This window comes from Streptomyces sp. NPDC044719 (assembly GCF_056433405.1).
In genome coordinates this window covers 408,477-421,312 of the sequence record NZ_JBWKHE010000008.1, presented here as the reverse complement: position 1 = coordinate 421,312, position 12,836 = coordinate 408,477, and the positions used below count along the sequence as shown (strand labels likewise).

The following is a 12,836-nucleotide window of genomic DNA, read 5'->3' as shown; positions in this document are numbered from 1 at the left end:
AGTACCAGGGACGCCCCTTCCTGCTTGCCCTGCGAAGACCTCGCTCAGCTCTTCGCGCTGTCCCGGCGTACCGACAGCAGGTCCTCCAGCTGTTCCTCGCGTGCCTGTGCGGCCACGAAGAGGAGCTCGTCGCCCGCCTCCAGGGAGTCCTCCCGGGAGGGGGTCAGGACGCGGGTGCCGCGGATGATCGTGACCAGGGACGTGTCCTCGGGCCACTCGACGTCGCCGACCTGCGTGCCGGCCAGGGCCGACTCCTCCGGCAGGGTCAGTTCGACCAGGTTGGCGTCGCCGTGGCTGAAGCGGAGCAGGCGGACCAGGTCGCCCACGCTCACCGCCTCCTCGACCAGGGCGGACATCAGACGCGGGGTGGAGACGGCGACGTCCACGCCCCAGGACTCGTTGAAGAGCCACTCGTTCTTCGGGTTGTTCACCCGCGCGACCACGCGCGGTACGCCGTACTCCGTCTTGGCGAGGAGCGAGACGACCAGGTTCACCTTGTCGTCGCCGGTCGCGGCGATGACGACGTTGCAGCGCTGGAGCGCCGCCTCGTCCAGGGAGGTGATCTCGCAGGCGTCGGCGAGCAGCCATTCGGCCTGCGGGACGCGTTCGACCGAGATGGCCGTCGGCGCCTTGTCGATGAGCAGGACCTCGTGGCCGTTCTCCAGCAGCTCGCCCGCGATCGAGCGGCCGACCGCGCCGGCTCCGGCAATGGCGACCCTCATCAGTGACCGCCCTCCTCTTCGGGACCCTTGGCGAACGCCGCCTCGACCGTGTCGACCTCGTCGGTGCGCATCATCACGTGCACCAGGTCGCCCTCCTGCAGCACCGTCTGCGACGTGGGCAGGACCGCCTCGCCGAGCCGGGTCAGGAACGCCACGCGCACACCGGTCTCCTCCTGGATCCGGCTGATCTTGTGGCCGACCCAGGCGGTGGAGGCGTGCACCTCGGCGAGCTGGACGCCGCCCGTGGGGTCGCGCCACAGGGGCTCGGCGCCGGAGGGCAGCAGCCGGCGCAGCATCTGGTCGGCCGTCCAGCGGACCGTCGCGACGGTGGGGATGCCCAGGCGCTGGTAGACCTCGGCGCGGCGGGGGTCGTAGATGCGGGCGGCGACGTTCTCGATGCCGAACATCTCGCGGGCCACGCGTGCGGCGATGATGTTGGAGTTGTCACCGCTGGAGACGGCGGCGAAGGCGCCGGCCTCCTCGATGCCGGCCTCCCGCAGGGTGTCCTGGTCGAATCCGACCCCGGTGACCCGGCGGCCTCCGAAGGCGGACCCCAGACGGCGGAAGGCGGTGGGGTCCTGGTCGACCACGGCGACCGTGTGGCCCTGTTGCTCCAGGTTCTGGGCCAGGGCCGAGCCCACCCGCCCGCAACCCATGATGACAATATGCATCGCGTCACACCGCGCTTCCTGCAGGCCCTCTGACCTTCATGAATGTCGTGATCATGTCTCTCTTTCGGCTCGCCGGGCATCACAGCGCGGCCTGCGTGCGGACCGCCGGGCAACATCATGCCGGTGGAATCAGGCCATGATGCCCTGCGGGGCGGTGCCGCGTTCGACTGCCCGACTCCAACGTATCGGCAAAGTCGAGGGGGTTGCCGAGGGCCCCGCCCCGGCCGGAGCGGGCTTCGGCCGGGCCCTCGGCGGGGGAGGAAGACACCATGAGTACCGAGATCGACGTCCTGGTCCTGGGCGGCGCGGGCGTGGACACCATCGTGCACGTGCCCGAGCTGCCCGTGCCGCTCGCCGACAGCCACATGATCCGGCCCGGGATCGTGACGCGCGCGGGCCAGAGCGGAGACTTCGTCGCCCTCGGCACGAGCGCGCTGGGCCTGCGCACCCACCACCTCGACATGCTGGGCGACGACCCCGAGGGCCACCTCGTCCGGGCCCTGCACCGCGACCGCGGCATCGCGCTCACCGCCGTCCCCCAGCCGCTCGGCACCAAGCGCGCGGTCAACCTCGTCGGCCCGGACGGCAAGCGGCTCTCCCTCTACGACGCCACGCGCGCGGCGGAGACGGACCGGCTGCCCGAGGCCACCCTGCGGGAGCTGGCCGCCGTCAGCCGGCACGCCCATGTCGTCATCACCCAGCCGTGCGGCCACGCCCTGCCCGCCCTGCGCGAGGCCGGCGTGACCGTCTCGACCGACCTGCACGACTGGAACGGGTCCAACCCGTACCACGAGACCTTCGCGCACCAGGCCGACCTGGTCTTCCTGTCCAGCGCGGCCCTGGCCGACCCGGAGCGCACCATGCGGCGGATCACCGAACAGGGCAGGGCCCGGGTGGTCGTCGCCACCGCCGGGGCCGACGGAGCCTGTCTGCTGGCCGATGGCGAGCTGACCCACGTACCCGCCGCGACACCCCCGGCACCGGTCGTCGACTCCAACGGCGCGGGCGACGCCTTCGCCGCCGCCTTCCTCTACGCCTGGCTGAACGGTGAGCCGCCCCGCCGCTGCGCCCTGTACGGCACGGTGGCCGGGGCGTACGCCTGCACGGTGCCCTCGACCCGGGCCGACAGCATCGGGCGGGCGGAACTGTGTGCCCGGGTCGGCGACCTCGTCAGCGACGGCTGATGCTGCGCACGCTCGCGAGAGTCAGGATTCCGAGGGCGATGACGGTGGCCGCGGCGCCGATCAGTTCTGCGGGCGTGTGCATGGGACCTCCGGGGTCGACAACGGCCGGGTGACGGACGGGGCTTAGTCATATAGGCATGGGAACCGGGTGGCCCGCGGAATCCGCAGCCGCGGTGGCCTTCGAATTCACTCGGAGGGCAGATGGGAGGCCGATGAGGGGTGGCGGGTGGGCGAGCCCGCAATCGAACGCTTACGATCCTCTGTTGTGTCCAAACTGACCGACGTGCCCAAGCGGATCCTGATCGGGCGCGCACTGCGCAGTGACCGGCTGGGGGAGACCCTCCTGCCCAAGCGCATCGCACTACCCGTCTTCGCCTCCGACCCGCTGTCCTCTGTGGCCTATGCGCCCGGGGAGGTGCTGCTGGTCCTGTCCATCGCGGGCGTGACGGCTTACCACTTCAGTCCCTGGATCGCCGTCGCGGTCGTCGTACTGATGTTCACCGTGGTGGCCTCGTACCGGCAGAACGTGCACGCCTACCCCAGCGGCGGCGGCGACTACGAGGTGGCGAACACCAACCTCGGCCCCAAGGCCGGCCTCACGGTCGCCAGCGCGCTGCTCGTCGACTACGTCCTCACCGTCGCGGTGTCGATCTCCTCCGGCATCGAGAACCTGGGCTCGGCGATCCCGTTCGTGGTCGAGCACAAGGTGCTCTGCGCGATAGGCGTGATCGTGCTGCTGACGCTGATGAACCTGCGCGGCGTGAAGGAGTCCGGCTCGCTGTTCGCGATCCCGACGTACATCTTCGTCGCCGGCGTCTTCACCATGATCGCCTGGGGTGCCTTCCGCGGACTGGTCCTGGACGACAGCATGCGCGCCCCGACGGCGGACTACGTCATCAAACCCGAGCACCAGGGACTGGCCGGCTTCGCCCTGGTCTTCCTCCTCCTGCGCGCCTTCTCCTCCGGCTGTGCCGCCCTCACCGGTGTCGAGGCGATCTCCAACGGCGTCCCGGCGTTCCGCAAGCCCAAGTCCAAGAACGCCGCGACCACCCTCGCGATGATGGGCCTGCTGGCCGTCACCATGTTCTGCGGCATCATCGCGCTGGCCGCCGCCACCGACGTCCGCATGGCCGAGAACCCGGCCAAGGACCTCGTCCACAACGGCGTACCCCTCGGCCCGGACTACGTCCAGAACCCGGTGATCTCCCAGGTCGCCGAGGCCGTCTTCGGCAAGGGCAGCTTCCTCTTCATCATCCTGGCCGCGGCCACCGCGCTGGTGCTGTTCCTCGCCGCGAACACCGCCTACAACGGCTTCCCGCTGCTCGGCTCGATCCTCGCCCAGGACCGCTACCTGCCCCGCCAGTTGCACACCCGCGGCGACCGCCTCGCCTTCTCCAACGGCATCGTGCTCCTCGCCGGCGCCGCCGGACTCCTGGTGGGGATCTACGGCGCCGACTCCACGCGCCTGATCCAGCTGTACATCGTCGGCGTGTTCGTGTCCTTCACGCTCAGCCAGACCGGCATGGTCCGGCACTGGAACCGCCACCTGCGCACCGAGCAGGACCAGGCCAAGCGCCGCCACATGATCCGCTCCCGCGCGATCAACGCCTTCGGCGCGTTCTTCACGGGCCTCGTGCTGGTCGTCGTCCTCGTCACCAAGTTCACGCACGGCGCCTGGGTCGCCCTGCTCGGCATGGTGATCTTCTACGCCACGATGACGGCCATCCGTAAGCACTACGACCGCGTCGCCGAGGAGATCGCCGCCCCCGAGGGCCCGAGCGACGACAGCGTGCGGCCCTCCCGCATCCACTCCGTCGTCCTGATCTCCAAGATCCACCGCCCGACGCTGCGCGCCCTGGCCTACGCCAAGCTGATGCGCTCGGACAGCCTGGAGGCGCTGAGCGTCAACGTCGACCCGGCGGAGACCAAGGCGCTGCGGGCCGAGTGGGAGCGGCGCGGCATCGACGTACCGCTGAAGGTCCTGGACTCGCCCTACCGCGAGATCACGCGGCCGATCATCGAGTACGTCAAGAGCCTGCGCAAGGAGTCGCCGCGGGACGCGGTGTCCGTGATCATCCCCGAGTACGTCGTCGGCCACTGGTACGAGCACCTGCTGCACAACCAGAGCGCCCTGCGGCTGAAGGGCCGACTGCTGTTCACGCCGGGGATCATGGTGACCTCGGTGCCCTACCAGCTCCAGTCCTCCGAGGCGGCCAAGAAGCGGGCCCGCAAGCAGCAGGAGTGGAACGCGCCGGGGTCGGTGCGGCGAGGCCCCGCTCAGGTGCGGCAGAAGGAGTCCTCCGAGCACAAGACCTGAGGCGATGCCTCGGGAAACGGGGGTGATTCGGCCGGGCGGCAGCCACGTAGACTGGTGGGCTGTTGTCCGGCCGTTCCGTTCGGCCGCGTCCCTTTGATCGTTTCCCCTCACGCTTTTGGAGTCACCCCGCCATGCAGGCAGAACCGAGGAAGTCGCTGGTGGGGGAGGAGTACGAGGTCGAGGTCGGCCCCGTCGCCCACGGCGGCCACTGCATCGCCCGTACGTCCGAGGGCCAGGTGCTGTTCGTCCGGCACGCGCTGCCCGGTGAGCGGGTCGTGGCGCGGGTGACGGAGGGCGAGGAGGGCGCCCGGTTCCTGCGTGCGGACGCGGTGGACGTCCTGGACCCCTCCAAGGACCGGATCGACGTGCCCTGCCCATTCGCCGGCCCCGGCCGCTGCGGCGGCTGCGACTGGCAGCACGCCAAGCCGGGCGCGCAGCGGCGGCTGAAGGCCGACGTGATCGCCGAACAGCTCCAGCGGCTCGCCGGGCTCACGCCGGAGGAGGCAGGCTGGGACGGCACGGTGCTGCCCGCCGAGGGCGACAAACTGCCCGCGGGCCAGGTCCCCGCGTGGCGCACCCGCGTCCAGTACGCCGTCACCGCCGACGGCCGGGCGGGCCTGCGCCGGCACCGCTCCCACGAGGTCGAGCCGATCGACCACTGCATGATCGCCGCCGAGGAGGTCAGCGAGCTGGGCATCGAGAAGCGCGACTGGACGGGCATGGACTCGGTCGAGGCGATCGCCGCGACGGGGTCGCAGGACCGCCAGGTGGTCCTGACGCCGAAGCCGGGAGCGCGCCTGCCGTTGGTCGAACTGGACCGCCCCGTGTCCGTCCTGCGGGTGGACGAACGCTCCGGCGGCGTGCACCGCGTCCACGGCCGCCCCTTCGTCCGCGAGCGCGCGGACGGCCGGACCCACCGGGTCGGGGGCGGCGGTTTCTGGCAGGTCCACCCGAAGTCGGCCGACACGCTGGTGACCGCGGTCATGCAGGGCCTGCTGCCGCGCAAGGGCGACATGGCCCTCGACCTCTACTGCGGCGTCGGCCTCTTCGCGGGCGCCCTCGCCGACCGGGTCGGCGACCAGGGCGCGGTCCTCGGCATCGAGTCGGGCAAGCGTGCGGTGGAGGACGCGCGGCACAATCTCGCCGACTTCGACCGTGTGCGTATCGAGCAGGGCAAGGTCGAGAGCGTGTTGCCGCGGACGGGTATCACGGAGGTCGACCTGATCGTGCTTGATCCGCCGCGGGCGGGGGCGGGGCGGAGGACCGTGGAGCATCTGGCGTCGCTCGGCGCGCGGCGGATCGCGTATGTGGCTTGCGATCCGGCGGCGTTGGCGCGGGATTTGGGGTACTTCCGGGATGGGGGGTATCGGGTGCGGACGCTTCGGGCGTTTGATCTGTTTCCGATGACGCATCATGTGGAGTGCGTGGCTATTTTGGAGCCTGCTGCAAAGGGTCTCTGACCTGCTGTTTCTCTGGATTGCTGAGGATCGCCGGTGGTTCCTCGACCTGTTCTCCAAGGTGCACAAGTTGAACACGCCGCGCGCTCATCGACGTCGCTGAACTGCTGTGTTGCGGCCTGTGCAGAGGTGATGAGCGCGCCTCTCCGGTCCGGTGACGCTCGTTCTGATGGTCTGTCAGTGCCCGGGCGCGCTGGGCTTGTCGTCGCCGGGGGCGCCGGGTGGGCTCCTATCTCCTGGACTCGAAGGCGGCGAGTCGGTAGGTCGGGCCGACGTCTGTCGTGCACCACCGCCCGAAGAGAGAGGCGGGGGAGTGGGGGCGCTGACTTGGAGCCTCGACACCTGGTCGGGCCACCGAGACTTCGGCCTGGCGAAGATCGCCATGTATCTGCAGCGCCACCACGACGTCGCGATCAGCACGTCGGGTGTCTGGCGGATCCTGCAAAAAGCCGGACTGAACCGGCTGCCAGCCTCGCAACGCTACAAGCGCCGCTCCATCTGCTGGAAGCGCTACGAGAAGCAGCGACCGGGCCATCAGATGCAGGTTGACGTCAAGTTCATCGGGTGAGAGCGGACGGAAGAAGCGCTACTACCAGTACACCGCCATACAGTTCATCGACTATGTGCTGGCCAAACTCCCCTTCGCCGTCGAGCAGGTCCAGGCCGACAACGGCCAGCAGTTCGGCCAGACCTTCCACTGGCACCTGCTGGACAAAGGCATCGGACACGTCCGCATCAAGCCCCGCACACCGCGGCTGAACGGCAAGGTCGAGCGATCTCACCGCGTCGACTCAGGGGAGTTCTACCGGCTCTTGGAGGGCCAGGTCATTGACGACGTCAACCTCTTCAACAGCAAGCTGCAGGAGTGGGAGGACGACTACAACTGCCATCGCCTTCACGGCGCCCTCGCTGGCCAGACACCCTATGACCGCCTACGACAGAAAGCTCAAGACCCACTGTCATAGGCGTCCGTCAGCCGCAGAACTAGCTGATGCCCCGGCGGCGGAGAATCTCCAGTCGCTGTCCGGCGGAGAAGGCACGCGCGATACTGCCGCAGACGGCCGGGCCGGCGGCCGCGCACTTCGTGCCGTAGTGCACCCCAATGGTGATCACAACCAGGATGAACACATATGCGGGCGTGTCCTTGAGTTTTCCCGCCTGGACACCGGCCCCGATCGTAGCGATGATCACGGCGTAAGAGCAGCATCGTCCACCACCACTGCTCATAGCCACGGGCGAAGCGACGGCTCGCATCAGGTGTGGTTGACAGGACGTCCTCCGACTTCTGTAGGAGGTCGTTGGCCGTCGACCATGTGGCCCAATTACTCAAGGCGACGGCCACGGCACCTCCCGTACAGGTCCAGGGCCACACCCAGTACCAGTCGGGGCTGAATGTGGAGAGCACGGTCGTGGGGACTGCCACCAGTGCCATGGAGCGCATCACGACCTCGGTGCAGCGGGCGGCCCGAAGACCCGGTATTCCACGCGTCGTCACCCGGGCCAGGACCGTCTGGTAGAACTTGGCCGCCACCAGCCCTTGGGACACCACGCCAGTGAGGACAGGGCGGTGAAGAACAGCAGGTATCTCTCGTAAGGCCCCCGGAATTGGGACTCGTCGCGCCACTGTCGCCACTGCTCGAACTGGGTGGAGAACTCGCGTGAGGTGGGTGCTACACGGGAAGCCAGGTACTTCGGGGAGCTCTCCTCGGCCACCGGTTCTTGCCGGACGAGCTGGAAACAGAAGGAGAGCCGCTGGCGGAGAGCGTCGTACTCAAGGCCGTGTGCGTGGGGTACGGCGAGCAGCCGACGCTCGGGGCGTTCTTCGATCAGATCCTCGAGCAAACGTCCCAGATTGGGGCTGGTGGACCAGATGATTTCTGGTGTCCGCCCGTCGCGCGGCGGTGCGCCGGCCAGGATCTGCATGAGGATGATGCCGAGGGAGTAGACGTCGGCGGTCTGTGATGCCTTCTTGTTGTTCTTGATCTCGGGAGCGACGTACACGGCGTCGTCGTGTTCGGCGATTCCTACTTGTCGGCTGTAGAGGTGGTTGACGCCCAGGTCGATGAGCTTCGCGTTGCCCTGTATGTCGATGATGATGTTGTTGGGCGACAGTCGCGTCCTTCAGTTGTACTAGGCAATGAAAGTTCCCCGCGATCTCCGACGCGTGATCGTTGCCGAGAGAGTGGGCGCCGAGCGGGGACCTCAAGAGCTCGCCGAGGCAGCCATAGGGCACCTCAGCATTACGGCCGCCGGTCGATACATGTCTCAAGGGCGACACCGCTGACGAGTATTTCGCGAACGAGGGGCCGTCGACCTCGGCTTGACTCGACGGGATGCGTGGCCCGATAACGACCACTCTGTGAGACCCACCCGGCGGTCACGCCGACCTTGTGCGCGCTGGCGTAAACCCGGCGGCACCCGCTCCGCCCACCGCGCGCGGCCCGGCCCTCGGAAGCAAGGTTGCCCAGACATGTGTCAGGACCGGTGGACGCGGTTCGTCACTACGCTCGCGCTCGGTTTCGGCTGCGGAACGGTTGCAGGCGTGACCCACAACGAGCCGATCGGTGCTCTTTCTACAGAGGTGAAGATGATCGCGTCCAGGGTGTTCCGCCGGACCGCTGGTCCGCCACGGCGGTCCGGCGGGTGCGCAGGGCAACGGAGGGCCCTGAGGGCCCTCCGTTGTTCGGATGAACAGTCAGCAGCTGTCCGTCCAGCTGTGGGAGGAGATGTTGTCGTTCACGGACTCGCCATAGCCGTCCCACCAAGGCAAGCCGTGGCTGAAGACTTCGCGTCCGAGTGTCAGGTCCAACCACATGTCGCCGTTGCCGAGGCAGGCGTACACACCGCTCTGGTCCTCGTTGTAGTACAGGTCGACGTCGTCGTAGCCGCCGGCGTATCCCCGGTTCTCCACCGAGGAAGCGAGGTTGCGCATGTGCGGGCACCCAGGGCCCGGATAGTCCCAGTTACGGTTGTTCCCTTCCCATGCACAGTGGCCGCCGCCTCGGTAGGGGTCGATCCAGGCGTGGAGCTTGCCGTCTGCCGCGGCCGCGGTGAGCGCGCGGGCCTCCGCCGGGCTCGGTTCAGCGGCCTGAGCCGTGGGGGCGGCGAGTGCGACGGCCGTCAGGGCGACCACGCCGGCGAGTGAAGCGAACTTGCTCATGTCCTGTCCTCTCGTTCTGTTGTGTGCTGTCGGGTTGATCAGCCGCGGCGGACGATGTCGCGGGCACGGCTGAGCGCCTTGTGTTCGAGCAAGGCGCGGTTCTTCACCTCAGTGGGATGGCGGGAGTCCATCCGCTGGCGATGCGCACGGCTCAGCTCTCGGAGCGTTGCGGCCAGGCCTGTTGATCGCGCGCACTCGGCCTCGGCCTGAGCCGTGGCGAACTCACCGGCCTCAGGGCGGAGCGCGAAGTGTTCGCGTGTCTTCTGAGGCATGTCGTAGGGGAGGCCCCGTTCATGCATGCAGGTGGCCCACTGCCGGGTTGCGGGAAGAAGTTTGGGATCGCCTACGACCGCCACCCTGGCCGTTCGGTCAAGGGCGTCGGTGACCTTCTTGGCCCGGTACCAGGCAGGCAGGTCGGTGTAGAGCTCACGCTGGGCGTGGGAGACGCATCCTTTGTCGCTGTGCCGGATCCTGCCCATCCCGGGGACGTCGGCTTCCAGCCCTTCCGGGGCCGGCCCGTTGAGTGCCGTGATCGCGGCCGCTTTGCGGTCGGTGGAGAGCCGGTCGAAATAGCGGCGGTTGGGGTCGTTGCGAGCCGATGCCTCCCGGCGTTCTCGGATGCCGCGGCCGTAACCATTCGCGGCGGCCCACTGCTTGTCGTCGATGACGTACGGGAACCGGCGCTCCAGAGGTTCGGGGAGTTCCGGGGTGACCCAGAAAGAGAAACCCTCTTTTCTCATACAGTCACGCGTGAGGATCTTCTCCGCCCGGGCCAGAACCTCTCGTTCCGCGATGGTGAGGTGTCGTGGCGATTCCTGCTGACCCTGAGCTGTCTGCGAGCCGCTGGGTGCGCAGGCCGTAATCCATGTGACCACCACGGACAGGAGCGCGGCAAGGCACGCCTTTCGGCCGGAATGCCTGATGCGATGGGCGCGCCAGGTTGCGTCGCTGTTGCCTAAGGCATGCCGGTATGCGCGGTCATGGGCTTTGTGCAGGCGAAGTTGCGCGGACATTAGTGGTGCCCCCCTGTGTCACCATCCCCGGATCGGTCGGGGGACATTCGCTTGGTTGCGGGAAGCAGTCGCGCTTCGGCAACCGTCTTTCGACTGATGACAGAGTGCTCTTCCCCGCGCATTGACTATCACATGGTCGACTCAGTCATGTCGCCGATGCCGGGAGGCGTGATGTCTGCTGATCGATAAGGAATTGGTTATAGCCGCAAGTCGAACCGGCGAAAGGGTTCACGTCAATGGGAGCGTCCCTGGCAAGGGAACCGAGCATCCATCAGCTTCGGCTCTACCTCACACTGAGCGAGGAGCTTCACTTCGGAAACGCCGCGGCGCGCCTGTTCATCACTCAGCCGGCGCTCAGCCAGCAGATCAGGGAGCTCGAGAAGCGCCTGGGGGTGCGTGTGATCGAGCGGACGAGTAGGACGCTCGCCCTGACCGAGGAAGGAAGAGCCCTGCTTCCTGAAGCCCGTGCCGCGGTCGAAGCTGTCGATCGACTGAAGCGCGTCGCCGGTGCACAGCAGCGACAGATCTCCGGCCGAGTCATAGTGGGAACGATCGGTGCTGAGGCCTCAATGGCGCACACCCGCGCAGTGCTGAGCCTACTCAGAGATCGCCACCCTCAACTGACCCTGCATCTGATGAACCTCAGTTTCGCCGATCATATGGCGGCGCTGGCACATCAGCAGGTCGATGTGGTTTTCCTCCGTCCTCCCGCGACGGACGACATAGAACTGCAGCACCTGGCCACCGAACCGCGAGTGGCCTGCCTCCCCGCCGACCACCCATTGGCAGCCTTGCCCCAGCTCACTCTGGCCCAACTCGCCGATATCCCGGTGGTCGGCATGCCCGAGCAGGTTCCACGGCTGTGGCGGGACTTCTGGGCGGTTGACCCACGCCCTGACGGCAGTCGCGTTCGATATGGTCCCGTGGTCACCGACATGGAATCGCTGATGCACACGGTGGCTACCGGAGAAGCAATGTACTTTTTGCCGGCGGCCGCCCGCGAATACTTCCCACGCCCAGGTATCCGATACAGCACGGTGGTTGACCTCCCGCCCTCGACATCCGCTCTCGCCTGGCTACGGCGAAGACGTTCCGAACCCACGATCAGAGCTGTGCGCCATGCTGCGCGACAAGTCGACCTTCAAGGCTGAAAGCTGAGCTGTCCCGAGTTTGGGTCTGCTGCACGATCGGGTGACATCTGAACTGGCGTGCCCTGTGGGGCTGGTGGGAAGGATGTCGCTGTGCCCAAGCCATGGCCTGCTCGCCGAAGGCCCGGATGCGGGTATGCGCGGTGTTGACCGCACGTTGACCTGCCGAGAGTCGGTCCCACCGGGCGCGGAAGGGCACCCGCCAACGCCGGACTCACCGCACCCCACGACGCGAAGTTGCAGCGAGGATCCATCCACCCCGACGCTCTCGACCAGCACCCTCGGCACCACTGAGTGGCCGGTGGGCCCTCCGCTCCGCCGCCGATGGGCTGCCCGGGTGCGGGAGGCGAGCAGGAGACGGCGCCTGCCCATCAGGCACGCACGGTGCGGCCGACGGGGCGCGTCACTGGCAAGGTCGGCCCGGACCAGGCCATGTGCAGCGGCAGATCAACGACACCGTGAGTCGGCCCGAGCAGCTCGTCGAGTCCGGCAGTCGGCGGAGGAACGTGGCCTTGACGCTCGTTTGACGCTCTGGACTCATCATGTGAAGTGTGTGGCGATTCTTGAACCTGCCGCGAAGGGGACCTGAACTGCGGTTCTGTGGGCGCGCATTATGTGGGGTGTGGGCGTCGCGGGCGATACCTCGACGCTCGTTCTGATGGGGTGCCAGGCGACCTGTCGAGCAGTTCATGCCCTGTCAGGGGGGTGGGTATCGATGGGGCGTCGAAGGTTGGCTACGCTGAGCGGCTCCTCCGGCCTCGCCAGGTGGGGGGCTTCCTCCAGGACGGTCTGACGCTCTGGGCGTCCGCCGGGCTGCTCAGCGAAACCGAAAAAACGACGATGTGCAGCGGGCGGGTGCTGTTGTCGACACGTCGGGTGGGTGCCGCCGTGCCACCGTCGTCTTCGGTCAGGACCACCTCGCGGCTGTGCTCAAGGCCGCTCCAAGGTCTGTTGCTTCTCGCGGGGGCTCCTCAGCAGGCCCGGCCACGATCCGCTGCCGACGGGCCGGTACACATCCACGCGCAGCACCGTGCCGTCACGCATCTCCGCGGGTAGTCGACTCGATCCGGATCTCCGTCATGTGCTGCCCCTTTGCCTGGCACGACGCCTTCTCGAAAACATGTTGATCGGGTCTCCTTCGACGCAACACACCCGATCGGGGGT

The 12,836-nt window shown here is 67.8% G+C and carries 13 protein-coding genes and 1 pseudogene; 7 read left to right on the top strand and 7 right to left on the bottom strand.

The genetic code is table 11. The annotated features are described in order from the left end of the window. Nucleotides 1–44: 44 nt before the first annotated feature. Together AC07DF_RS31385 and AC07DF_RS31380 are read right to left on the bottom strand one after the other, a co-directional pair. Nucleotides 45–722: a potassium channel family protein gene (locus AC07DF_RS31385; protein WP_189721784.1), complete on the bottom strand. Its 678-nt coding sequence runs from the start codon at nucleotides 720–722 to the stop codon at nucleotides 45–47. Next, a complete protein-coding gene (locus AC07DF_RS31380; protein WP_478978936.1) occupies nucleotides 722–1,393 on the bottom strand; it encodes a potassium channel family protein in 672 nt (223 codons plus the stop codon). Before AC07DF_RS31380 ends, AC07DF_RS31385 begins: the two co-directional genes overlap by 1 nt. A 269-nt stretch (nucleotides 1,394–1,662) precedes the next feature. On the opposite strand from AC07DF_RS31380, the gene AC07DF_RS31375 reads away from it, so the two are divergent. From AC07DF_RS31375 to AC07DF_RS31355, 5 genes are all read left to right on the top strand, one after another. Beyond that, a complete protein-coding gene (locus AC07DF_RS31375; protein ID WP_478978933.1) occupies nucleotides 1,663–2,577 on the top strand; it encodes an adenosine kinase in 915 nt (304 codons plus the stop codon). Between the two features lie 265 nt (nucleotides 2,578–2,842). After that, entirely contained in the window at nucleotides 2,843–4,894 is a 2,052-nt protein-coding gene (locus AC07DF_RS31370) for an APC family permease (protein ID WP_478978930.1), read from the top strand. Nucleotides 4,895–5,025: 131 nt separating this feature from the next. Then, nucleotides 5,026–6,354, top strand: coding sequence for a class I SAM-dependent RNA methyltransferase (locus tag AC07DF_RS31365; RefSeq protein WP_478978926.1), 1,329 nt, complete (start codon nucleotides 5,026–5,028; stop codon nucleotides 6,352–6,354). A 310-nt stretch (nucleotides 6,355–6,664) separates the two neighbouring features. Further along, nucleotides 6,665–6,919 (top strand): hypothetical protein, encoded by a 255-nt coding sequence (locus AC07DF_RS31360; RefSeq protein WP_478978923.1) that lies wholly within the window; start codon nucleotides 6,665–6,667, stop codon nucleotides 6,917–6,919. A gap of 55 nt (nucleotides 6,920–6,974) precedes the next feature. Beyond that, nucleotides 6,975–7,316, top strand: coding sequence for an integrase core domain-containing protein (locus AC07DF_RS31355; RefSeq protein WP_478978920.1), 342 nt, complete (start codon nucleotides 6,975–6,977; stop codon nucleotides 7,314–7,316). A gap of 19 nt (nucleotides 7,317–7,335) precedes the next feature. On the opposite strand, the gene AC07DF_RS31350 is transcribed toward AC07DF_RS31355, so the two are convergent. Then, nucleotides 7,336–7,542, bottom strand: a complete 207-nt coding sequence (locus AC07DF_RS31350; RefSeq protein ID WP_478978917.1) for a hypothetical protein — start codon at nucleotides 7,540–7,542, stop codon at nucleotides 7,336–7,338. Nucleotides 7,543–7,649: 107 nt separating this feature from the next. Between AC07DF_RS31350 and AC07DF_RS31345 the strand changes: the two genes are divergently transcribed. After that, nucleotides 7,650–7,868, top strand: coding sequence for a hypothetical protein (locus AC07DF_RS31345; protein ID WP_478978914.1), 219 nt, complete (start codon nucleotides 7,650–7,652; stop codon nucleotides 7,866–7,868). On the opposite strand, the gene AC07DF_RS31340 is transcribed toward AC07DF_RS31345, so the two are convergent. From AC07DF_RS31340 to AC07DF_RS31330, 3 genes are all read right to left on the bottom strand, one after another. Further along, nucleotides 7,843–8,463, bottom strand: coding sequence for a protein kinase domain-containing protein (locus tag AC07DF_RS31340; RefSeq protein ID WP_478979283.1), 621 nt, complete (start codon nucleotides 8,461–8,463; stop codon nucleotides 7,843–7,845). The genes AC07DF_RS31345 and AC07DF_RS31340 overlap by 26 nt on opposite strands. A 583-nt stretch (nucleotides 8,464–9,046) precedes the next feature. Beyond that, entirely contained in the window at nucleotides 9,047–9,511 is a 465-nt protein-coding gene (locus AC07DF_RS31335) for a hypothetical protein (RefSeq protein ID WP_478978911.1), read from the bottom strand. A gap of 38 nt (nucleotides 9,512–9,549) precedes the next feature. After that, nucleotides 9,550–10,524 carry a hypothetical protein gene (locus AC07DF_RS31330; RefSeq protein ID WP_478978908.1) on the bottom strand — a complete coding sequence of 325 codons (975 nt, stop codon included), beginning with the start codon at nucleotides 10,522–10,524 and terminating at the stop codon, nucleotides 9,550–9,552. Nucleotides 10,525–10,760: 236 nt separating this feature from the next. On the opposite strand from AC07DF_RS31330, the gene AC07DF_RS31325 reads away from it, so the two are divergent. Further along, nucleotides 10,761–11,675, top strand: a complete 915-nt coding sequence (locus AC07DF_RS31325; protein ID WP_478978905.1) for a LysR family transcriptional regulator — start codon at nucleotides 10,761–10,763, stop codon at nucleotides 11,673–11,675. A 97-nt stretch (nucleotides 11,676–11,772) separates the two neighbouring features. Here AC07DF_RS31325 and AC07DF_RS31320 read toward each other — a convergent pair. Then, a pseudogene (locus AC07DF_RS31320) lies at nucleotides 11,773–11,874 on the bottom strand (IS5/IS1182 family transposase); the annotation flags it as partial. Nucleotides 11,875–12,836 lie beyond the last annotated feature (962 nt).

Excerpts from the sequence above, each read along its gene's own strand:
- AC07DF_RS31385 (WP_189721784.1), bottom strand. The coding sequence starts at position 722 with ATGAGGGTCGCCATTGCCGGAGCCGGCGCGGTCGGCCGCTCGATCGCG.
- AC07DF_RS31380 (WP_478978936.1), bottom strand. The coding sequence starts at position 1,393 with ATGCATATTGTCATCATGGGTTGCGGGCGGGTGGGCTCGGCCCTGGCC.
- AC07DF_RS31375 (WP_478978933.1), top strand. The coding sequence starts at position 1,663 with ATGAGTACCGAGATCGACGTCCTGGTCCTGGGCGGCGCGGGCGTGGAC.
- AC07DF_RS31365 (WP_478978926.1), top strand. The coding sequence starts at position 5,026 with ATGCAGGCAGAACCGAGGAAGTCGCTGGTGGGGGAGGAGTACGAGGTC.
- AC07DF_RS31335 (WP_478978911.1), bottom strand. The coding sequence starts at position 9,511 with ATGAGCAAGTTCGCTTCACTCGCCGGCGTGGTCGCCCTGACGGCCGTC.
- AC07DF_RS31330 (WP_478978908.1), bottom strand. The coding sequence starts at position 10,524 with ATGTCCGCGCAACTTCGCCTGCACAAAGCCCATGACCGCGCATACCGG.
- AC07DF_RS31325 (WP_478978905.1), top strand. The coding sequence starts at position 10,761 with ATGGGAGCGTCCCTGGCAAGGGAACCGAGCATCCATCAGCTTCGGCTC.